Annotated in this window: 14 protein-coding genes and 3 pseudogenes; 6 read left to right on the top strand and 11 right to left on the bottom strand. The window is 52.8% G+C overall.

The genetic code is table 11. From position 1 onward, the window contains the following. Positions 1-198 precede the first annotated feature (198 nt). A complete protein-coding gene (locus ABHF33_RS13435) occupies positions 199-672 on the top strand; it encodes a hypothetical protein (protein WP_348944420.1) in 474 nt (157 codons plus the stop codon). Between the two features lie 194 nt (positions 673-866). Here ABHF33_RS13435 and ABHF33_RS13430 read toward each other — a convergent pair. Together ABHF33_RS13430 and ABHF33_RS13425 are read right to left on the bottom strand one after the other, a co-directional pair. Next, a pseudogene (locus tag ABHF33_RS13430) lies at positions 867-1,845 on the bottom strand (IS481 family transposase). Positions 1,846-2,657: 812 nt separating this feature from the next. Beyond that, a complete protein-coding gene (locus ABHF33_RS13425; protein WP_348944419.1) occupies positions 2,658-4,439 on the bottom strand; it encodes a glycoside hydrolase family 18 protein in 1,782 nt (593 codons plus the stop codon). Positions 4,440-4,745: 306 nt separating this feature from the next. Between ABHF33_RS13425 and ABHF33_RS13420 the strand changes: the two are divergent. The 3 genes and pseudogenes from ABHF33_RS13420 to ABHF33_RS13410 all read left to right on the top strand — a co-directional run. Next, positions 4,746-5,059, top strand: a pseudogene (locus ABHF33_RS13420) (transposase); the annotation flags it as partial. 102 nt (positions 5,060-5,161) lie between these two features. Beyond that, a complete protein-coding gene (tnpA, locus tag ABHF33_RS13415; RefSeq protein ID WP_348944418.1) occupies positions 5,162-5,593 on the top strand; it encodes an IS200/IS605 family transposase in 432 nt (143 codons plus the stop codon). Between the two features lie 81 nt (positions 5,594-5,674). Beyond that, positions 5,675-6,541, top strand: a pseudogene (locus ABHF33_RS13410) (IS3 family transposase); the annotation flags it as partial. Positions 6,542-7,022: 481 nt separating this feature from the next. On the opposite strand, the gene ABHF33_RS13405 reads toward ABHF33_RS13410, so the two are convergent. The 6 genes from ABHF33_RS13405 to ABHF33_RS13380 all read right to left on the bottom strand — a co-directional run bounded on the left by ABHF33_RS13405 (position 7,023) and on the right by ABHF33_RS13380 (position 14,957). Next, positions 7,023-8,111, bottom strand: coding sequence for an ABC transporter ATP-binding protein (locus tag ABHF33_RS13405; RefSeq protein ID WP_348944417.1), 1,089 nt, complete (start codon positions 8,109-8,111; stop codon positions 7,023-7,025). Positions 8,112-8,265: 154 nt separating this feature from the next. After that, positions 8,266-9,123, bottom strand: a complete 858-nt coding sequence (locus tag ABHF33_RS13400) for a carbohydrate ABC transporter permease (protein ID WP_348944416.1) — start codon at positions 9,121-9,123, stop codon at positions 8,266-8,268. Continuing rightward, positions 9,116-10,009 (bottom strand): carbohydrate ABC transporter permease, encoded by an 894-nt coding sequence (locus ABHF33_RS13395; protein ID WP_348944415.1) that lies wholly within the window; start codon positions 10,007-10,009, stop codon positions 9,116-9,118. Before ABHF33_RS13395 ends, ABHF33_RS13400 begins: the two co-directional genes overlap by 8 nt. Positions 10,010-10,231: 222 nt before the next feature. Next, positions 10,232-11,476, bottom strand: a complete 1,245-nt coding sequence (locus ABHF33_RS13390; RefSeq protein WP_348944414.1) for an ABC transporter substrate-binding protein — start codon at positions 11,474-11,476, stop codon at positions 10,232-10,234. 448 nt (positions 11,477-11,924) lie between these two features. Beyond that, entirely contained in the window at positions 11,925-12,557 is a 633-nt protein-coding gene (locus ABHF33_RS13385) for a response regulator transcription factor (RefSeq protein ID WP_198314681.1), read from the bottom strand. Positions 12,558-12,641: 84 nt separating this feature from the next. Continuing rightward, complete coding sequence (locus ABHF33_RS13380; RefSeq protein ID WP_348944413.1) at positions 12,642-14,957, bottom strand: PAS domain-containing sensor histidine kinase; 2,316 nt, start codon at positions 14,955-14,957, stop codon at positions 12,642-12,644. A gap of 286 nt (positions 14,958-15,243) precedes the next feature. Here ABHF33_RS13380 and ABHF33_RS13375 point away from each other — a divergent pair, with 286 nt between their 5' ends. After that, positions 15,244-16,254 carry a rhodanese-related sulfurtransferase gene (locus ABHF33_RS13375; RefSeq protein WP_432803938.1) on the top strand — a complete coding sequence of 337 codons (1,011 nt, stop codon included), beginning with the start codon at positions 15,244-15,246 and terminating at the stop codon, positions 16,252-16,254. Positions 16,255-16,346: 92 nt separating this feature from the next. Here the strand turns inward: ABHF33_RS13375 and ABHF33_RS13370 are convergent, their stop codons facing one another. Further along, positions 16,347-17,960 (bottom strand): methyl-accepting chemotaxis protein, encoded by a 1,614-nt coding sequence (locus ABHF33_RS13370; protein WP_348944412.1) that lies wholly within the window; start codon positions 17,958-17,960, stop codon positions 16,347-16,349. 250 nt (positions 17,961-18,210) lie between these two features. Here ABHF33_RS13370 and ABHF33_RS13365 point away from each other — a divergent pair, with 250 nt between their 5' ends. Next, a complete protein-coding gene (locus tag ABHF33_RS13365; protein WP_348944411.1) occupies positions 18,211-18,387 on the top strand; it encodes a DUF1289 domain-containing protein in 177 nt (58 codons plus the stop codon). 342 nt (positions 18,388-18,729) lie between these two features. Here the strand turns inward: ABHF33_RS13365 and ABHF33_RS13360 are convergent, their stop codons facing one another. Beyond that, the gene (locus ABHF33_RS13360; protein ID WP_348944410.1) at positions 18,730-20,109 is read right to left on the bottom strand and encodes an efflux transporter outer membrane subunit; all 1,380 of its coding nucleotides are present in this window, start codon (positions 20,107-20,109) and stop codon (positions 18,730-18,732) included. Continuing rightward, the gene (locus ABHF33_RS13355) at positions 20,109-23,246 is read right to left on the bottom strand and encodes an efflux RND transporter permease subunit (RefSeq protein WP_348944409.1); all 3,138 of its coding nucleotides are present in this window, start codon (positions 23,244-23,246) and stop codon (positions 20,109-20,111) included. The genes ABHF33_RS13360 and ABHF33_RS13355 overlap by 1 nt, the downstream gene beginning before the upstream one ends. Position 23,247: the final 1 nt, after the last annotated feature.

The following is a 23,247-nucleotide window of genomic DNA, read 5'->3' as shown; positions in this document are numbered from 1 at the left end:
ATGGCTACAGCCTCTCTTTTGGCCCTCGCGGAATTGAGGTTGTAAAAAAATTCCAGGCATGGCGTATAGTTCATGGCAAAATGAAGCTATCAATGTCATATAGGGCTAACCCATCGTTCAACTCGGACAGTCAACAAGGCCGGCGGCTTCATCTATTTTCGGCCTCTTTGCCTGCCGGTTAACTCAAACGTTAGCACCATGAGCAACAACTCCCGACTTCCGAGCAAATCCCGACTTGCTGTTATTCTTCTCATCGGCATATTGGGCTATGCCATTCTTGAATATTCATCGTTCTTCCTGATCACTGAATTAACGAAGGATCAAAAGGCTCTCATCAACCGCATGGGTATTTTCCTTGGCTATCTGGGCACCATAATTGGAGGGAGTTTTCTGTTCTGGGATCTTCTTGCCGCAAGGAAGGAAGAGCGAGCAAAGACAGCCATAAGTACGCTCACCGCTCAAATTGAGCTTCTCAATACTTTGGAAGCTGAGGCTTCGCGCGGTTTTATCGCTCTTACAGCAAGGAACGCTGACGAAGTTGCAATGCATCAGAAGGCTTTGGCTGAAGCGCAGGGGTATCAGCGTGAGAAAGGCTGGCTCGGGTGGGTGTGCCTTGCTTTCGTTGTCGCCAGTGCAGTTTGCCAATTCATCGGTGCGAGCGATGGCGGCTAACCTTCCGGTCAACATGACAGTCCAAAGCTACGCTTTGGGTTACCTCCGCTGCTTCGCAGCCCCGGCTGGACGTTATCTCCAATGTTAGCGTCTGCATGTAACTACAAACAGACATTTATGCCTCGAACATGAAAGTCCGCTTTGGCCGAGAAGTAGAAACCTATAGTCGAGGATTGAGAGGCTGCAATCCTTAACTAAATGTCAAGTCCCGCCTGTTTGTAAACATTCTTTTTAAATAACCCCGGCTTTTTCCGCCGCCACTCCTTCAATGCATCGACAGGGGCGACATGTCCGAGGGCGCGCTGAGGAATGTGATGGTTGTATAGTTTCAGATAGTTTTGCAATGTCGCGGCCAGATCGTACCGCACTAGCAAAGCGAGTTTGCTGCAACACGTCACTGATCCGGCCATTAAAACGCTCCACCATCCCGTTCATCTGCGGCGTGCGCGGCGGAATTAAGCGGTGCTCAATCCCCAGTGCCGCGCAGCGCCGGTCAAACGCATGCTGGCCACTCGGGGTCTTGGCTTTGCTGGTAAAGCGATCCGTAAACTAGCTACCATTGTCGGTGAGCAGTTTTTCAATTTTGACCGGCGAAGACTGCGCCAGTCGGGACAGGAAATCGACGCTGCTGGCTTCGCTCTGATCGGGGTAGATCTGCATGAATACCCAGCGCGTAGCGCGGTCAATGGCGACAAACAGATAGCTGCGCGAGGTTTCATCCGGCATCTGTGGCAAGTATTTGATATCCAAATGAAAATAGCCCGGATCGTAATCCTTGAAGCCTTTTTTCTCCGGTTTTTCACCCTCTGGCGTTTGCGCGGCAATGAGCGCCTTGAGATTGCCGATCCCTTCGCGCTGCAGCAGGCGGTCAATGCCTGAGCGTGAGGCTTTGGCGTTGACATACTCTTTGGTGACCGCAAGTAAGTCATCCAACGGTAGCAGCAGCATGGTGCGCAAGGTGGTAACAATTACTTCCTGAGCAGGAGTGAGTGTGGTGGAAAGTTTTTCTGGTCGATGCGAGCGGTCTTCAAAATCGTCCCGCCCACGCCATTTGCGTGCAGTGGTTTTGCTAATGCTGTAACGCGCCATAATTTCACCGATGCTCAGATCGCTGTGACGAATTTCCTCTCGGGTTTTCGGGGTTGTGCGGGCTTGGGCATGGATACACGTCATGAAGAAGGGTTCCGAGTTATTTGGTCAATCAAGTCCGTTAGAATGGCACGAGCCTGGAACAATGGCCAGCTGCGGACAGGAGCATGATCACACGGGACTCGACAACTAAACAGACACTGAAATCACAGGTAACCCTAGCTCAATTGATGTTGAAAGGCCGTAAACCGCCAGCTTTGAGCTGGTAAATTTGTTTGTCAGTAACAACGGCAATAAATTTCTCATTCAATAATTTTGATGAAATTTTTCAGACATATCAATTCACGACTTTAGCCAGAAAATTTGCTTTTTTGCCTCCTTGGGAAGCCGCATAAATGCTTAATCGAATTTCACGACTTTAATAGGTCAGAATATCGGTTATTTCAACCTATTAAAGTCGTGAATTAGCAATTAAAGTCGTAAATTGTTTAATCTAGTCGTGAAATTAGACTCAATAAAAATGCCCCTTCCCGCGAAGGGGTATTTTTAAAGTCGTGACTAAAGCTTACAAAGCTGCTCTTTATCGTAATAAAAACATGTAGCTTAGCGTGCTAATCAGTCTGGCCACTCCTTTGACTAGCTATTCATTTCTTTTGGTTCAGTTGGCAAAACACACTGTCGGCAGATTTTGTTGCGTCTTCGTAAAGAATCGCTGTTCTCTACCCTGAGCAAGCATTTTCAGCACCTTCGCCATACTCACTCCAGCATTTCGCACTAGACCTTCCAGTCGCGGCAAGGGAACGCCAAATACATAAAACCAGAATGATGGCGGCCGCAACCTAATAGTTAGCGGCCTCTATCATTTTTCACTCGTCAGTATCGGCACATTTAGTAGGTTACTTTCTAATCATGTTTTGGTAGATGGTGTTGACCAATTCAGCATCCGATGTGTCTTGAGACAACTCCCAAGCCATAATGCCACCGAGCTTTTTCTTTTTGGCGAATTCAATTTTTTCTTTCAGCAATTGAACATCGTCGTACACAATCACATCGTTACCATTCACTTTCCAAACCGCACGTGTTTTTTCATCGCGGAACACTTTGCCTGGCAAATTTTTGACGTAATTATATTTTAGCGTTGTCTCACCATCCGGTCCTTTGACAGCACCTTGGCTCGGTTGATATAGCCCGTTATTTTCTAAATTATTCACTTTCCAGCCATATCCGTAGAATGGAACGCCGAGTACCAGTTTGTTCGATGGAATGCCACGCGCTAGGTAGTCATCTACCGAGCGATCAACCGAAACACGATCTTTAGCGCCGCCATTCAGAACTGCGTGGTGACCGGTCGTGCCAGACCATGGGCCAGTAAAATCATAAGCCATGAGGTTAATCCAATTGAGGTAAGGGATAATTTTCTCTAGCTCAATTTTTTCCGATTTTTCTGTCGATGCCGGTGCCGCAATCGTCAGCAGCAAACCCGGTTTAACGGCATCGATTTGTTTACGGAACTCTGCCAACAGCGCAGTGTAGTTTTGCGTGTCTTCGGCACGAACAATGTTGCCATCATTGCCTGGAGAGGCCGGGTATTCCCAGTCGATATCAAAACCATCAAACACTCCGGCAGCTAGGCCAGGAATGAGTTTACCTTCTTTATTTGGCAAATTGCCTTTGATGTAGGCATCAACGCATGATTTGACGAAGGCTTCACGATTGGCTGGCAGAGCGGCGTCTGAAAAGTGTTTGGACCACGTCCAACCACCCAGACTAATCACCACTTTGAGATTGGGATTTTTTTTCTTCAGCTGTTTGAGTTGATTCCAGTGACCAAACAGACCGTTATCGCCTTTGTCGGCGAGCCCATCTAAGGTCGCTTCTTTCGGTAGTGCATCCCAGTAGTCGTCGCCAGCCGAGCCTTCGCCTTGTTTATCGACACCAATCACGCAGCGGTTATCTTTGATATTACCAAAAGCATACTCTAGCACCGTGATTTTACTTGCGGCACCGCTGGTATCGAGATTTTTAACATTGAAACCATTGTGTTTACCCCAGGCGGTAAAGTACATCACCGACTGAGGTGAAGCGGCACCAGCAACGCCAGCAGTAATGGGCACAATCTTGGCTTCTTTTTTATCGCTCGGTTTAGCAGCCTCAAGCTGTGTCAGCTTCACATTGTCGATGTAGGCATCTTTGCCAACTCCCTTCGCTGAATCCCATTGCTCCCACTTCAGATGAAAATCAAATTTGCCATTAAATTCGAGTTCGTAATGCTCCCATTTTTTCGTATCTTTGAGTCGCTCAGGAAAGCCTGATGCGGTACTGGCGATCCAATAATATTTTCGACCTGGTAGACCTTCATCGATGCCTAGTGTTCCGCCGCAGTTGCCCCCGCATGTGCCGAGATAATCAAAAGAAACTTTATATTTTCCAGCAGGAAATTTGCTACGGGTAAAAATATCGCCCACATTCACCGGCTTATCAAAACGAGCGACTTTATTGTCGGGATTGAGTGGGTCAACCACGATGGATGTATAAATTGGCGAAGTATCTTCGCCACCTTGACCAATCCACAGACTTAAATCTTTTTCAAAGTTTTCTTCGAATACGATGCTTTTTGTCGCCGTTTCTGCTTGCGCAAATGCGGATGCAATGAGTAATGGCAATAGTATTTTCTTCATTCTTATCTCCACCAGTGATTAAAATTAATAGTATTCAAAGAGTCAGGGAACTTATGAAAAATATAGAATCATGCTCATAACGGTCGTTGATGTAGTAAAACCCTGAAAGGCTACAACTTGCCGTAATGCTGGTTAGTGTGACTTTAGTCTTCCATTCTAGTCATCGACTCATCGCAATAGAATGTCCTAACTTGGCACTTTATTTGTTCAAATATGCGCTGATTGTAGTAACGTGTAGTGGCACACTGAATTTGGCCACCTGATTAGAGGTGTTATGCTGCACCTCGTAAGCAATTAGGTGACTCAATGAATAACAAAACCAGACCTACATTCACCCCTGAATTTCGCCTCGAATGTGCGCAGCTTGTACTCGACAAAGGCTATTCCGTTGCCAAAGCAGCTCAGGCAATGAACGTGGGTAAATCGACCATGGATAAATGGGTTCGGCAATTGCGCGAAGAACGCGCCGGCATGACGCCCAAGGCGACACCAATGACGCCGGATCAGCTCAAAATCCGTGAGTTAGAGAAGCGCATCAAGCAAATTGAGCTTGAAAAAGAAATCTTAAAAAAGGCTACCGCTCTCTTGATGTCGGACTCGCTGAACAATTTAAGATAATTAATCTGAGGTAAACCCCCGGCTCTGCCGGGGGACTCACCAAGGTTTGACCTATACGACGGTCATTGTGAAGCTCCGATCTCGACCAAGAGAAGGAGTTTCAAATGAAAGAGTATCAAAGTCTGAGCCATACGCGGTGGGATTGTAAATATCACGTGGTATTTATCCCGAAGGCTCGCAAGAAGCGTTTGTTCGGCGCGTTGCGCCGTAATCTTGGGGTTATTTTTCACGAATTGGCACAGCAAAAAGGTTGCCAGATCGTAGAAGGGCACATCATGCCGGATCACGTGCATATGTGTATCAGCGTACCGCCGAAATATGCCTTGTCGAATGTAGTGGGTTTTATCAAAGGCAAAAGCGCGATCACGATTGCGCGGCAATTTGGTGGTAGGACGAAAAACTTCACCGGTGAAGTATTTTGGGCGCGCGGCTATTTTGTTTCGACAGTGGGTTTGGATGAGGCAATGGTCAGAGCCTATATCCGAAATCAGGAAAAGGAAGATGAGCGTTACGACCAGATGAAGCTGGGGTTGTGAAGCGCCGCCTTGGGCGGCACTTGGGTTGTTGACGCCTTCGAGGCGTTCCTCTAATAAGCCCCCAGCTTTGCTGGGGGTCATTTAACTGCTCAGCTCAAGCAGAGCTACGCTGTGGCACAGTTGTGCCGTACGTTTGAAGTCCATCGCAGCAGCTTTAAAGCCTGGAAACGCACCAAGCTAATCCGGCCAGAGCAGGTGCAACGCTTAAGCAAAGTGCGCGAGTTGTTTAACGCCAGCAATGGTTCTGCAGGCTCGCGCAGTATTGCCACGATGGCCAGCGCACAAGGTGTCCAGATGAGTCGTTATCTGGCCTCCAAGTGCGTGAAGAAGCTTGGGTTTACGAGTTGCCAGCAGCCTAGTCATGCGTACAAAAAGACGGGGCGTGAGCATATTGAAGTACCAAATTTGTTGGCGCGCCAGTTTGCAGTGGGCAAACCCAATCAAGTGTGGTGCGGCGATGTGACCTACATTTGGGTTGGCAATCGCTGGGCGTATCTGGCGGTGGTGATGGATTTGTTTGCCAGAAAACCCATCGGCTGGGCAATCTCGCTCTCGCCAGATAGTGACTTAACCTGCAAAGCGCTCAGCCATGCATTTGAAAGCAGAGGTCGACCTAGAGGAGTGATGTTCCATTCTGACCAAGGGAGCCATTACACCAGCACCAAGTTCAGGCAATTATTATGGCGCTGCCAAATTCAGCAAAGTATGAGCCGACGCGGCAACTGCTGGGATAACAGCCCAATGGAACGCTTCTTCCGAAGCTTGAAAACGGAATGGATACCAGAGGTTGGCTACAGCTCATTTGTGCAAGCTGAGCGGGAAATATTGGATGACATGCTGGGCTACTACAGCCAGCTGAGGCCACACCACCATAACGGTGGTTTGGCGCCCAACGAGGCTGAGCGCAGTTATTGGCTTGGCTATAACAATGTGGCCAAAATTAGTTGACCACTACATTGCTATCTACGAGGAAGTGCCCTCCCTCAGACATTGCGTAGGGTATTTTCATGTAGGTCAATTTAGTGAATGGCTATAGCCGTATACCCACTATAACCTTTAATTCGGCGAGCCCAAGCCCATTGAATAACGACATAAGCGTAGTGCGGGTTAGCCGTAGGCGTAACCCGCAGAGCGCTAGTTCAATTTTCAGAAGGAGAAAAATTTAACCACTGACGTATTGACGCACTAGTCAGCCTAGGTCTTCAAGCGAATCACCCGCTACAGAATTCGGCTTACTTGACGAAGGGCCGCATCAGCAAAATCAGGATTGCTAGCCCGAGGACCGATGGTGCTGACAGGCATTACAGGCCAGTATCAGATCCAATCACATCAATCTATCAGTTTTTTGTGTGCGATATGACAGGCTTTAATCTGACAATCCGGCGCCATTGAAGCCGGGGCTGTCAGATCAGGCCTTAACCTCTGAAAATCAGGCAATTCTAAGCTCGGTTTCCGGATCGAAGACCACGGCTTTTTTGACATCCAGAATCAATGGCAATGAAGTACCGACTGCGGTGGCGGCACGCGGGTGCACCCGTGCGATCATTTCAACGCCATTCACTTCGCTGTAGACCATGGTGTCAGGGCCGGTGGGTTCGGTGATTTTGACGGCGCATTGCAGCGCATGCTCACTCTGCTCGACGTCCCATTGCTCAGGGCGCACGCCCAGAATCACTTTCTGACCGATGCGATTTTTCAGCTCGGCACGATCGGACAAGGCAATAAATTGCGGCACGCCGTTCCCCTGCAAAGTGACACCGATCTGCTCGCCCTGCTGCACCAGATGGCAGGGAATAAAATTCATCGACGGCGAGCCAATAAAGCTGGCGACAAACAGATTAGCCGGGCGCTCGTAGATGTCTTGCGGCGAGCCAAATTGCTGGATCACACCGTCTTTCATTACGGCGATTTTGTCGCCCAGCGTCATCGCTTCGATCTGATCGTGCGTCACATACACGATGGTGGTTTTCAGCCGTTGATGCAGCTGCTTGATTTCCACCCGCATTTCAACGCGTAATTTGGCGTCCAGATTCGATAGCGGCTCGTCAAACAAAAATAATTTCGGATCCCGCGCCAAAGCCCGCCCCATTGCGACGCGCTGGCGTTGTCCGCCGGATAGTGCTGATGGTTTACGATCAAGCAGATGATCCATTTGCAGCATTTTGGCAACGCGGTTGATGATTTCATTTTGCTCTGCTTTGGGTACGCCGCGCGTTTCCATGCCAAAGGCGATGTTCTGGCGCACATTCATCGTCGGATAGAGCGCGTAGCTTTGGAACACCATCGCAATATCCCTATCTTTGGGTGCCACATTGTTGACCACGCGATCGGCAATATGCACCTCACCCGAAGTGGCCTGCTCAAGCCCGGCGATAATATTCATCAGCGTTGATTTACCGCAGCCCGAAGGGCCGACCAGAATCAGAAATTCGCCCGCTTCAATATCAATATTGATGCCTTTTAAAATGTGGGTATCGCCAAAACTTTTGGTTACGTTCTTGATGGCCAAAGCGCCCATGTTTATTCTCCAGCGTGCCTACGCACTTCATCGATCATGCACTTCATCAATGATTCAGATCATTGATGACTCAGTTAATCAACCACATATCCACATACATCAGTGATGTATTGCCCTGTAGATCAATCTATAAAATACTCACAGAGCAATACCCCTACCCCTTCACCGCACCGGCAGTGAGGCCACGGACAAAGTATTTCCCGGCAAAGACATAGACCAGAATAGTGGGCAGCGCGGCGATCAGCGCGGCGGCCATATCAACGTTATATTCCTTCACACTGGTCGAGGTATTGGCCAGGTTATTTAGCCCTACTGTGATCGGCTGCGCGTCACCCGAGGCGAACACCACGCCAAACAGGAAATCATTCCAGATCTGGGTAAATTGCCAGATCAGCGTCACCATAATGATCGGCGTACTCATCGGCAGGATAATCCGCCAGAAAATCCGCCAGAAGCCCGCACCATCAAGCCGTGCAGCCTTGATCAGCTCATCCGGAATGCCAACGTAGTAATTACGGAAAAACAGTGTGGTGGAAGCCGTGCCGCAGACCACATGCACAAAAACCAGCCCTGCCGTTGTATTGGCCATGCCAAACATGCCCAGCGTTTGCGCCATGGGCAGCAGCAAGACCTGGAATGGCATAAACACACCAAACAGGATCATGGCGAACACAATTTCCGAGCCGCGAAAGCGCCATTTGGACAATACATAGCCATTAATCGCCCCCAGCATGGTCGAGATCGCCACTGCCGGAATCACCATTTGCACCGAGTTCCAGAAATACCCCGACAAACCATTACAGCTCACACCAGTACACGCCGTGCTCCAGGCCTTGCTCCAAGCATCAAAGGTCACCGCCATCGGCATCGAGAGCAAATTGCCTGCGCGGATTTCCTCAACGCTTTTCACCGAGGTCGTCAGCATCACATACAGCGGCAACAGGTAATAGGCTGCGGCAAACAGCAGCGCACCATACAGCGCAAAGCGCCAGAATTTCTCAGAATTAGCCATGACTGTCTTTCCTTAATTCCGAATACAAATACGGCACCACAATTGCCGCCACAGTGGCCAGCATCATCATGGCACTGGCCGCACCCAGCCCGGTCTGGCCACGCGTGAATGCCATTGAATACATAAAGGTGGCCGGTAGATCGGACGAGAAGCCAGGTCCGCCGCCCGTCAACGCCATCACCAGATCAAAGCTCTTGATGGCGATATGCGACAAAATCATCAGCGTGGAGAAGACCACTGGGCGCAGCGCCGGCAGAATAATCTTCCAGTAAATGCGCGGCAGTGTGGCACCGTCGATTTGCGCGGCCTTGATAATCGAATCATCAACGCCGCGCAGCCCCGCCAGAAACAGTGCCATCACAAAACCGGATGATTGCCATAAACCCGCAATCACCACGGTGTAAATCGACATTTCGGAATTAACCAGCCAATCAAAAGTAAAGCTGGTAAAGCCCCAGTCATGCATCAGCTTCTCAAGCCCCAAACCGGGATTGAGCATCCATTTCCACGCCGTGCCTGTCACCACGAAGGACAGCGCCATCGGGTAAAGATACAAGGTGCGGATTGCGCCTTCTCCCCTGACCTTCTGATCAAGCAAGATTGCCAGCGTGATGCCGATTGCCATCGCGCCACCGATAAAGAGCACGGCAAAAATGCCAAGGTTACGCACGGCCACCCACCAACGCTCGTTTTCAAACAAGGTGGCGTACTGCACCAGGCCAGCCCATTCGTAATTGGGCAACAGGCGCGAGTTGGTGAACGATAAATAACCATTCCACGCGATAAAGCCGTAGAGAAAAACCAGCGTTAATAAAAAGGACGGCGCTAATACAAGGCGCGGCAGCCAGCGCTCGGCAAACCCGTAATGGGCGTTCGGCGTAGACATGGGGAACTCCTAGAAAACCCAAAGATAAAACTGAATACCAGTTAGCGAATGACAGCAGCTTGAAACGCACAGCACATGCGCGAAGACCGGCCAGTGACGGGAATGCGCGTGGGCGAAGTGGGATCGTTCTGCCGCAGACGTTTCATTCACACAGACACAACAGATTGCAGGGCCCCTTGCTCATCCGTCGTACTGGATGAGCAAGGGTTTTACTCAGTGGGTTTATTTCGTTTTTGCTGCGGCAGCCAATTTGCTGGCGGCGTCTTTGGCGCTCATTTTGTCGTTATTCCAGAACTGGGTAACGGCATCATAAACAGCACCTTGGGTGGCTGATTTCATCGCCATGCCGTGCGCCCACGATGGCACCAGACCGCCTTTGGCTGCTGTGGCTTTGAAATCTACAGCGGATTTTTTGCCACATTCGTCAAATTTGTCCATTTTCAGGTCGGTGCGAGCCGGGATTGAACCTTTGTTCAGGTTGAACACTTCCTGGAAGGCAGGGCTCATCAAGGTACTGGCCAGGTCATTCTGCCCTTTCATTGCCGCCGCATCTTTGAGCTTGAACATCGCAAAGCTGTCGATATTGAAGGTAAAGGCATTGGCCGTACCCGGTGCAGCGACACACAGGAAATCTTTGCCCGGTACTTTACCTGCGGCCAGAAACTCGCCTTTGGCCCAATCGCCCATAAACTGCATCGCCGCTTTACCATTGATCACCATGCTGGTGGCCAGATTCCATTCGCGACCAGCAGCATTTTTATCGGTAAACGGTTTGAGTTTTTTGTAGGTTTCCAGCACTTTGACCATGGTAGGGCCACTCATCGTCGCCGGATCGAGCTGTACAAAGGCTTTTTTATAGAAATCCACACCGCCTACACCCAGCGCCACCGATTCAAACACGGTGCTGTCCTGCCAAGGCTGGCCACCGTAGGCCAGAGGCTGAATCCCAGCTTTTTGCAGTGCTGCTGCGGTAACGAAGAATTCATCCCAGGTGGTTGGTACTTTGGCATTGGCTTTTTTCAGCAACTCGGGATTGACCCACAGCCAGTTGACGCGGTGTACATTGACTGGCGCAGCAACATACTGGCCTTTATATTTCATCACATTGGATACGACAGGGGGCAGGACTTTATCCCAGCCTTCTTTTTTGGCGACGGCATCGATCGAGCCCAGAACACCTTCGTCACCCCATTCCTGAATCGACGGGCCTTTGATTTGGGCAGCAGCAGGCGGATTACCAGAAACAACTCGCGTTTTCAGTGCTGTCATCGCGTTTTCGCCACCGCCACCCGCTACGGCAAAGTCTTTCCATTTATTGCCTTTGCCTTCCATCATTTTTTTCAACTCGGCTGCGGCTTTGGCTTCACCACCTGAAGTCCAGTAATGGAGTACTTCCACCTCAGCAGCCTGGGCCGAAAAAGCCAATGCCATGCTGCCTGCCATCAAACCCAATTTCAAGTTGCGCATTATCGAATCTCCAATGGTTTTTATCTCGCCGATTGCGGCTCAGTCCGCTCCGGTTGTAGTCAGAATACGCACACTACACATGGTGAGAAATCAGGTAATCTCCTGTCAGGCTGACGCCCTAAGGTTATCCACTTATAGATAAATTCAGCTTTACCCCATTTTTCTGACAAAACAATAAATTTACCTTGTAAAAATAAGAGCTTGAAACAATGAAAATCCGTTTCCTGCTGTTCAGATTGATGATCAAACTCACTCGCGAAACGAGGCCCCCTCAAGGAGGGGACGGGAGGGGTGGGAATAAAACATCAAGGCTGCGAATTCAAAATCATATTTCCTAGGCTCGGCTTTGCCGAGACTTGAAAAGTGTCGGCTCCCGCTTTCGCCGCAGCCTGAAAGCCCGTTTCCGGGCTTTACCTTAAAGCGATGCCAGCAAGGCCACAGGCCGGTTTTATGAGCCAAGCAGCTCATCCATCGGGATTTCTTTGAGCATCGCGGCCAGTTCCATCGCCGAGTGCACTTTCATCTTGATAAAAATCCGCGCGCGGTGCACTTCAACTGTTTTGGTACTGATATCCAGCCGATCAGCGATCTGTTTGTTCAGTTTGCCCAGCATGATTTCCTTCAGCACATCGCGCTCGCGCGGGGTAAGCTCGGCGACCAGCTCGCTGACCTTTTGCTGATGCGCGGTGGCTCCGCGCCGCTCAATGTCCTTGGCAATACACTCGCTGACGCGTGCCAGCAATTCGCGGTGATCGCAGGGTTTTTGCAGAAAATCGGTGGCACCATCTTTTAGCGCATTCACCGCCATTGGCACATCTCCGTGGCCGGTCAGGAAAATCACCGGCGGCAGATAATTGCCCTGCTTGAGTTCGGTAAACAGCTCCAGCCCGCTCATGCCGTCCATACGCACGTCGACGATTAAACAGGCAAAACGGCTGGCATCGCCCTCTTCGAGAAAATCCTCTGCCGACGGATAATTGAGCGCAGCCCAGCCCTCGGTTTCCAGCAGCAAGCTGAGCGAATCACGCACCGCTTCATCATCATCAATAATTGCCACCATCGGGATGGGGTTGGCTTTCATTCAATTCACTCCCTTGTATCTATGTTGAGCAGAAAGGCAAGCACTGCCGGGCGTCGATCTTCCTCTTGGCTCCGAAATGCTTGCTCAGAGACTTACAGCTGTATTGATTGTAGGAAGACGGAAGCACATTTGCGTACCTCCGCCAGCGTGCACTTCGGCCCACAAATGGCCTTTATGCTGTTCAATCACCGAGCGGCAAATATTGAGGCCCATGCCCATGCCTTCGCGCTTGGTGGTGTAAAAAGGCTGGAACAGTTGCGACATATCGGCCACGCCGCAGCCACGATCCAGAATGCGGATCTCGACGCTGTCGGTCTGCTGCTCGCAACGAATCAGCAGGCGGCGCTCGGCCACCGGGGTCTCGGTCATCGATTCGAGGCCGTTTTTGACCAGATTCAGAATCACCTGCTCGAGCATCACGGCATCGCCCAGCACCACCGGGCTGGGTTCGGGCAACTCGATGTCGATGCGTATTTTCATTTTCTGCGCCAATGGCGCGAGCAGTGGCAGCACCACGTCGATGAGTTCGGCCAGCACGCACGGACCTTGCTCGCTGGCGCGTTTCACCACCAGTTGCCGGATGCCGCGAATAATCTGCCCGGCCCGCCGCGCTTGCTCGGTCATCTTGACCAGCGTTTCCTGCACTTTGCCCAGCGGGGGATTGGGTTTGTAGAGCATGGTTTCGCAGGCTGCGCTATAGCTGGCAATGGCCGCCAGCGGCTGATTGAGTTCATGCGCCAGGCTGGAGGCCAGCTCGCCCATATTGACCAGCCTGGCCGTATGCTGCATCCGTTCATTACGCAGGCGGTTTTCTTCTTCCTGTTGGCGGCGCTCGGTAATATCGCTGCAGATTTCCAGCAAAGCCGCCCGCCCGTCGAGCCAGTTCACATAGCGCTGAGCCAGCTGATACTCCCTACCCGTAATGACATCAAGCTCTTCGAATTCCTGCCCTTCAGGCAGATACCCTTGATCTCTACGCCATGAAATCCAGCAAAATGCACTCGGCAGCTCATTCAAGTTCAGCGCGTCAATCGGGAAGCATTTCTGGTGCTTGCGATTGCGGTACAGCACTTCGCCGCTATGCACATCGCTGACGCAAACGGCCACATCCAGCCCTTCGAGCACGGTGCGCAATTGCTGGCGCGATTGTTGCAGCGCCTCGCGGTCGCGTTTGAGCTCGGTAATATCGTTGATCGAGGCCATCCAGCCGCGATGCTCGCCCTTGCCGTCAATCAGCTTGGAAGAATACAGACGCACGTCAAACCGCTCGCCGTTTTTGCGCATATAGCGCAGCTCGAAACCATTGAGCGGGCTTTGTCCGGCCAAAATGGCACGGTAGGCTGCATCGCATTCAGCCAGCGCTTCGGGCGCCCAGAATGGCAGCGGCTGCTTTTGCCCCTTTAACTCGTCGACCGACCAGCCGACCATATCGGCAAAAGCCCGGTTCACATAAATCAGCCGACCTTCCCTGTCGGTAGCACGCAAGCCGGTGGCCAGCGAATTTTCCATCGCCGAGCGAAACGAGATCTCATCCTGCAAGGCCATTTCGGCCAATTGCCGCTCCTGCATCCGCAAACGCAGCAGCTTGAGCGCCCAGATCAGCAGACCAACCAACAGCAGCACCAGCACCAGCCAGGACCAGCTTTGCCAACGGGACGGCGTTTGCAGCGGCTTGGCGAGCAGACGAACGCCTGAGCCGAGATTGCCAAACGCCATTTCGCGCACGTCGCTGCCTTCCAGCTTGCTATGAAACGCGCTGGGCGCCAGCACGCGGTTTTGCGAATCGACCAGCTGCAACTGATAGCGCTGCACCAGCCACCACGGCACGCGGTGCTGCAGCATGCGCTCCAGGCTATAGGTCACCATCACCGCGCCATCAAAGCTGGCAAAGCGGAATATCGGCACCATCTGCATCATCAGCGGCTCGCTGCGCGCAATCACGTTGGAATACAGCGGATAGCCCAGCGTGGCGACACCATCCAGCGTTTCAATCAGGCGCTCATCAGTCAGCGGCACCAGATGTTCAGGGCGATGGGTAAATTTGGGCATGCCGCCAATATAAAAACCACCGGCATCAATCAGCTCGATGGCCAGAATTTCGGGGTTATTCTTGATCAGCAAGTCGGCACGAACGCGGAATTCTTCCAGATCAATCGAATCGGAGGCCAGCGAATAGGCCAAGCTTTCCAGCGAATTCTGATTGCTTTGCAAGCGCACCCGCAGCTCCTGCTCTTGCCAGAGCAAATCCTGCGCATAGGCCGCCTCACGTGCCTGACGCTCTTTACGCTCGGTGTGCACCACGTAGAAAACCAGCGCACACAGCAGCAGCAAAATCAGCCCGTAGGCCATCCACCACGGCCACTGCCGATACCAGCGTGCTTTCAAGCGGGAAAAAAGCATCCGTAAGGTCTTCATGGCGCGAGCATACTGTGTCCGATTCGGCGATAGCCATACCTTAATACCCGCAGCCCGATTCACCAAAGCGGATGCGGCATCCGTGCGAGCAAAGCCACAACTGGTGCGCCATTGCTGCACTTCAGAGCGGCCACTGGCCCGCCATACGGCAGATTGGGGGCTGGTCAGCAGCAGCATTGCCCGTATAATTGCGCCTGCTTAAAAATCCCCCACCCTGGGTACAGCTGTTGGGCGTACCAGGTTTTGCCGATTGGCGAGGAGTTTGTGGAAAATGTCTCAAATGGTGTCTGCTCAGATCGTTGTGTGTGCTTTATATAAATTTGTCACCTTGGAAAACTTTGCCGAGTTGCGCCAGCCGCTGCTCAATCAGATGAATGGCAACGGTATTCGCGGCACGCTGTTGCTCGCATTGGAAGGCATTAATGGCACGGTGGCTGGCACACAGGAAGGCATCGATGCGCTGCTCGCATGGCTGGACAAGCAGCCGGGGCTGGAAAACATCGTTGTGAAGTTTTCCTATGACGACAAAATGCCGTTTCACCGCAGCAAAGTGAAGCTGAAAAAAGAAATCGTCACGATGGGCGTTGAAGGCATTGATCCGCGCCGCGTCGTCGGCACCTACGTGAAGCCCAAAGACTGGAACGCGCTGATTTCAGACCCGGACGTCGTGTTGGTCGATACGCGCAACGATTACGAAGTGCAAATCGGCACGTTCAAAGGCGCGATCAACCCGAAAACCGACACCTTCCGCGAATTTCCGGATTATGTGAGAAAAAATCTCGACCCGGCCAAAAACAAGAAAGTCGCGATGTTCTGCACCGGCGGCATTCGCTGCGAGAAATCAACGGCGTATTTGAAAGAGCAAGGTTTTGACGAGGTTTACCACCTGGAAGGCGGCATTCTGAAGTATCTGGAAGAAGTGCCGGAAGAACAAACGATGTGGGAAGGCGAATGCTTTGTGTTTGATGATCGCGTCGCGGTGAATCATAAACTGGAAAAAGGCAGCTTCGATCAATGTCACGCCTGCCGCATGCCGCTGACCGACGAAGAAAAGAAAAGCGAGCAGTATATCCTTGGCGCCTGCTGCCCACATTGCTTTGGGACGCATACCCCTGAGCAACAGCAGCGTTTCCTTGAGCGCCAAAAGCAGGTACGTCTGGCACAGGAACGCGGCGAAGCACACATTGGCAGCGACGCGGCGCGGGCTGCCGAACTACACCGTCAGGCCAAGCAGCGCAAAAAAGAGCAAGATCGCGCCAAGAACAAGGCGCAAGACCAGTAAGCCGCAATGCACGAGGCTCGCCTTGATCAAGCGCGAGCCTTATTTCTGACTCCAATTGAAGTTTCTGAGTTCAATTGACGGGTATCGGTGGATTAGACATAGCGGAAGCGATTCACTTCGCTTCTGAGGTTTTGCGTCAACTGCCCCAGCAAATTGGCCGATTGGCTCATACTGGCCACCGCCGCCGTGTTTTCATCGGTCATTTGTGCAACACGTTCAACCTGTTGCGCAATCAGCTGTGTGCTCGATTTCTGCTCGCTCAATGATTCGGCAATATTGCGCACGGCGTGGTCTTCGCGCCGGACGTCTTCATTCATCCCCTCAATCACCTCGCCAGCGTCATTGGCCACATCGGCACAATCATGCGCGCGCTGCGCCGTTGAGCTGATGCTGCTCACCGCTTCCTTGCTGGTGCTGTCGATCCGCCCAACCATTTGCTGAATATCCACCGTTGCGGAGGCGGTTCGCTCGGCCAGTTTGCGTACTTCATCGGCCACCACGGCAAAACCACGCCCCTGCTCGCCTGCGCGTGCCGCCTCGATGGCGGCATTGAGCGCCAGCAGATTGGTCTGCTCGGCCACTTCCTTGATCACGGTGACCACCGAGCTGATTTTCGCAGCGTCCTCACCGAGCATGGCCACTTTCTGCGCCGCGCTGGCCACGGCCTGATCAATGCTGCGGATTTCGCTCACGGCACGCTGGATACGCTGGCCGCCATCGTGTGCGCTATTGAGCGTGTGCTGCCCCAGCTCGCGAGCCGATTCGGCATTATCGGCCACATGTGCGATCGCTACCGTCATCTGCTCAACCGCTGCGGCCATCGAGCTGGTCGATTCGGCGCCCATATGCGTGGCTTGTGCGACCTGATCGCTGCTGGTTGCCAGGTTTTCCGTCTCCCGCGTCACCGTATCGATGGCTTTGGCGACATTGCCAACCAGAGCCTGCATTTTGCCCGCCAGCGCGTTATAGCCAACGGCAATGCTGTCGATTTCATCGCGCCCGATAACATCGGCGCGCAGCGTCAGATCCTGATTTTCAGTGGCCTGGCTCAGACGATCGCGCAATGCGCTGATTTTGCGGGTCATGCCCAGAATCAGCCAGCCGGCAAATCCGGCGCCAAACAGCAAGGCTCCCAACAAAAAGGCAATCGTTAAGGTCCGCGTTTGGGCATAACTTTGCTGCGCCAGCTCGAAATTCTTTTTCGCCTCGGCCAGCTGCAAATCAACCAGCCGCGAAATATTGCCCGATACCGGATCGATGGCGGCATACAGGCGCTTGCGGGCAAATTCATCAACTTCGGTCATTTCGCCCTTGGCCAGCAATTGCTCCAGATACACCACTTCCCGGTTAGCCAGCTCCATGCTTTTGCGCGTTTCAGCCACCAGTGCCGCTTCTTCACTGGTTAAGTCCGTGGCCGTGTAGGCCTGCCATTGCTGATCAATCAAGGTATGCGCCTGCTTGACCTGAGCCAGCGCTTCCTGCGAGGTTAAGAGCTGATAATTGGCTTTGTGCGTGGCATCGACAATATTGACGGCGTACATATCGGCGACAATTTTCAGCTGCGCCAACGGCAAAATTCGGTTGTGGTAGGTGGTTTCAAACGCCGAATTGGTTTTGGCCAGTCCCAGCACGGCCAGCGCGCCCATCGCCACCATCAAGGTTAACAAGCCCGCGCACAGCGCGATTAATTTCTGTTTGATGGTCATGATCGTGTCTCCGGAACAATAAGCCCGTGTGCGTGTTCACTTGCGAAGTCGCTGGCGTGAAGGCGGCAGTGAATGTGGATCTGGATCTGATATCGCGATAAGTCGTGCGCGGTATGGCCACAGAGGCTGATAGTCTCTTTGTAATCTGCAACTTGTCAGCAAGCAAGCGACAATCCGGTACCACCCAGACAGATTGCCAAGCGCGCTGATTTGCGTTTCAATGCAGGCCGCACCCGGTTTGGAAATCCTGATGACGATTCAATCTCCCTGTATCAAACTTTGCCAGCTTGACGAGAGCGGCGCCCATTGCATTGGCTGCCTGCGGACGCTGGACGAGCTGCGCCGCTGGTCCAAGGCCAGTGACGAAGAAAAACAAGCCATTCTGAATCGAATCAGCCAGACCGAAGCCGTGGGTATTGCCAGCTAAATCAATCTGTTATTGCTCTAGCTAAACATACCCACCGAGTAAATTTATTCTCGCGGTAAAACGCATAAAAAAAACCGGGCCAGATAAGCCCGGTCAGATTGATAAAAAAACCCACTCGCGAAGCGAGGCGCCCCGCAGGAAGTGCCCTTGGGGTGCTCCCCTCAAGGAGGGGACGGGAGGAGTGGGAATAAAACATCAAGGCTGCAGATTAAAGGCCTTATTTCCTAGGCTCGGCTTTGCCGAGACTTAAAAATCGTAATTTCCCACTTTGTCTGCAGCCTGACCGGGCCAGATTGGCCCGGTTTTTACGATGCAGCCGCGGTGCAGCCAAACAATGTCAAATTAATACAAGGCCGTGGCTTTGTATAAATTGACCAGATTTTGCGCCTGCTGCAATTGCAGGCTCGTCAGCGCCTGCTCGGCCTGATACAGCGCGCGCTGGCTATCCAGTACGTCCAGATACGCGCCCACGCCTTTCTGATAGCGTGCCTGGGCAATCTGGAAAGCGCGCCGGGCGGCGTCCAGCTGGGCTTGCTGGGATGCGACCCGATCCCGGTGGCTACTGGCCACGGTCAAACCATCGCTCACTTCACGAAACGCGTTTTGAATCGCCTTATCGTAATGGGCCAGCGCAATATCGCGCTCAGCCTTAGCGATGTCCAGATTAGCCTGATTGCGCCCACCGTCGAAAATCGGCAAATTCAATTGCGGGGCAAACAACCAGAGGCCGCTGCCGGACTGAAACAGGCTGGAGAGGCTGGCGCTGGAAAACCCGGTATTGGCCGTGAGCGTAATGCTAGGGAAAAACGCCGCACGCGCCGCACCAATATTGGCATTGGCCGCTTTCAAGGCAAACTCGGCCTGCTGCACGTCAGGGCGGCGCAGCAGTACATCGGAGGCCAATTGCGCCGGCAATACCGGTGCAGCCAGCGCTTGCTGCACGTCGATTGTGGCATCGCTTAAGCCGGTTTCACCGCCCAGCAGAACACGCAGGGCATTTTGATCCTGCACCAGCAAAGCCTGATAGCGCGCCTGATCAGCGCGGGCGGTTTCGACGGCGATTTTTGACTGCTGTACATCCAGCTCGCCAATCACCCCGGCGGCAAAGCGGCGCTCGATCAGCGCATGCGATTCCTGTCTTGAGGCCAGCGTGGCGCTCACGCGCTGCAGATTGGCCTGATCAGCGGCCAGCGTGAAATAAGCATTGGCGACTTCGGCAATCAGGCTCAGCCGCAGGCTTTGCTGCGCGGCTTGCGTGCCCAGATACTGCGCCAGCGCAGCGTCATTCAGGCTTTTGATGCGGCCAAAAAAATCGATTTCATAGCTGCTCAAACCCACTGTGGCCGTGTACTGGCGGCGCACATTGCTCTCGCCGCGGGTCTCGCCGGTGAGATTGGCACCGGCGTTAAGGCCAATGGCGGGCAGGCGGCTGGCCTGGCTGATCTCGTATTGCGCCCGCACTTTTTCAATATTCAGCGCCGCGACGCGATAATCGCGGTTTTGCGCCAGTGCGCTGCGGATCAATGTTTGCAATTGTGGATCAGTGAACAATTTTTCCCACTGGGTATAGGGCTGTAGATCAGATACAGATTGCTCTGCAGCTCTATACCCATCTTTAACTTCCGATGGCACCGGGCTGGCCGGACGCTCGTAGGTGGGCGCAAGGCTCATGCAGCCCGAGAGCATCGCCACGATGGCGATTGAAATCAGCGTGCGCGTCATTAACGTGGCTCCTTAGTGATTTCGGCAGAGCGATAGCGGCTCGCCGAGAAATAGCGGCTGATCAGCACAAAGAAGACCGGCACAAAGAAAATACCCAATACAGTGGCGGTGAGCATGCCACCCAATACGCCAGTACCAATCGCGTTTTGCGCGCCAGAACCTGCACCATCCGCCAAGGCCAGCGGCAAGACGCCAAAGCCGAAGGCCAGTGAGGTCATGATAATCGGCCGTAAACGCATCCGAACTGCTTTCAAAGTGGCCGCCATCAGTTCCATGCCGTCATCAACCAGCTCTTTGGCGAACTCGACAATCAGAATTGCGTTTTTCGCCGACAAACCAATCGTCGTCAGCAACCCGACCTGGAAATACACGTCATTACTCAAGCCGCGCCCCATCGTCGCCGCCAGCGCACCGATCACGCCCAGTGGCACCACCAGCATCACCGAGAATGGAATCGACCAGCTTTCATACAGCGCCGCCAGGCACAAGAAAACGATCAGCAAGGACAAGGCATAGAGCGCAGGCGCTTGCGCCCCCGCTTCACGCTCTTCCAGCGACAAACCGCTCCACTCATAGCCAATACCGGCTGGCAATTTGGCAATCATGGCTTCCATGGCCAGCATGGCATCGCCCGAACTTTTACCCGGTGCGGCCTGACCTTGCAGATTCATCGATGGCACGCTGTTATAGCGCGTCAACCGTGGCGAGCCATAATCCCAGCGACTAGTGGCAAAGGCCGAGAACGGCACCATTTTCCCGCTGGCATTTTTGATATACCACTGATTCAGGTCTTCCGGCTTCATCCTGAATGGCGCATCAGCTTGCAAATACACTTTCTTGACCCGACCGCGATCTACAAAATCATTGACATAGGCCGAACCCCAAGCCGCCGCGAGCGTCTGATTGATATCGCTAAGCGAGAGGCCCAGTGCACTGGCTTTTTCCTGATCAATATCGAGCCGCAGCTGCGGTGAATCTGGCTGACCATTAGGGCGAACCCCGACCACATTCGGGTCTTTAGCCGCCATACCCAGCAACATATTGCGCGCTTCGGTGAGCTTCTCATGGCCCACACCGCCGCGATCTTGCAGCTGCAGATCAAAGCCCGACGCATTACCCAGCTCCATCACCGCCGGAGGGGCAAAGGCAAAAATCATCGCTTCCTTGATTTGGCCAAACGCGCCATAGGCACGCCCCATCACGGCTTGCACATGCTGATCTGCACCCTGCCGTTCAGACCAGTCTTTGAGCATCACAAAACCGATACCGGCATTTTGCCCGCTACCGCCAAAGCTAAAGCCTGCAACGGTAAAGATCGACGCCACGCTGTCTTTTTCATCTTGCAAGAAATGACGTTCAACTTTTTCCAGCACGCTCAAGGTTTGCTCTTGGGTTGATCCCGCAGGCAACATCACCTGAGTGAACAAAATACCCTGATCTTCATCGGGCAAGAATGATGTTGGCAAACGCATAAACATCGCCACCATCACGCCCACCAAGACCAGATACACCACCATATAGCGGCCTGATTTGAGCAACCAGCGGCTAACGATATTCTGATAACGCGCGTTCAGCGCTTCAAACTGGCGATTAAACCAGCCAAAGAAGCCGTGCGAGCCATGCTGGCCACCTTTTGGAATCGGCTTGAGCAAGGTGGCGCACAAGGCAGGACTTAAGGTCAAGGCCACCAAGACCGACAGCGCCATAGCGGATACTACAGTGATCGAGAATTGGCGATAAATCACGCCAGTGGAGCCACCAAAGAAGGCCATCGGCACAAATACCGCCGACAGAACCAGCGCAATCCCCACCAGCGCGCCAGTAATCTGCGACATGGATTTGCGCGTGGCTTCTTTCGGGGTAAGGCCTTCTTCACTCATCACCCGTTCGACGTTTTCGACCACCACAATGGCATCGTCCACCAGCAAACCAATCGCCAGCACCATGCCGAACATCGTGAGCGTATTTATCGAGAACCCAAACGCGGCCATGACACCGAAAGTACCGAGCAAGACCACCGGTACGGCAATCGTTGGAATCAGCGTGGCGCGGAAATTCTGCAAGAATAAATACATCACGCAGAACACCAGAATCACGGCTTCGATCAGAGTTTTAACAACTTCTTCAATCGAGAGTTTCACAAAAGGGGTGGTGTCATATGGCACGACGACATCCATGCCTGCCGGGAAATACGGCTGCATTTCAGCCATTTTTTCGCGCACGAGTCTCGCAGTTTCCAAGGCATTCGCACCCGTCGCCAGATTGATACCAATCCCCGCAGCAGGTTTGCCATTAAAGCGGCTTTCGATGTCATAGCTCTCTGCACCACGCTCTACCCGCGCCACATCCGCAAGCCGAATCTGGCCACCGTCGGGCTTCACGCGCAGTAAAATCCGGCCGAATTGCTCAGGGGTCTCCAAACGACTTTGCGCAATAATTGCCGCATTCAGACGCTGCCCCGGTACCGAAGGCATGCCGCCAATCTGACCTGCCGATACCTGCGCATTTTGCGCCTTGATCGCAGCAATCACATCCTGGGTGGTGAGCTTGTAATTGGCCAACTTGCTAGGATCAATCCAGACGCGCATCGCATATTGCGCACCGAATAGTTGCACATTACCCACGCCGTTAATGCGGCTGAGCGGATCAACAATGTTCGCGGCAGCATAGTCGGCCAGATCGGTTTTGGTCATATTGCCGTCTTTGGCAACAAAGCCAACCACCATCAAAAAGCTCGATGAAGATTTGGTGACCGTCACCCCTTGTTGCTGCACTTCTTGCGGCAATTGGGTCAGCGCTAGCTGCAATTTGTTCTGCACTTGCACTTGCGCAATATCGGCATCGGCATCGGCAGCAAAACTGAGGGTAATGCTCACCGCACCAGATTCGTCGCTGCTTGAGCTGATATACCTCAGCTTATCGATCCCTTTCATTTTCTGCTCAATCACCTGAGTGACTGAGTCTTCCACCGTTTTGGCCGCAGCTCCTGGGTACACAGCCGAAATCGTAATTGCGGGCGGAGCCACGGGAGGGTACTGCTCAACCGCCAGACCACGGATGGCCAAAATACCGGCCAGCATAATGATCAGAGCGATCACCCATGCAAAAATGGGCCGATCAATAAAAAAACGCGCCATG

This window comes from Chitinibacter sp. FCG-7 (assembly GCF_040047665.1).
GTDB lineage: Bacteria > Pseudomonadota > Gammaproteobacteria > Burkholderiales > Chitinibacteraceae > Chitinibacter > Chitinibacter mangrovi.
The sequence above is the reverse complement of the archived record's forward strand: the minus strand, read 5'-3'. Positions and strand labels throughout refer to the sequence as shown.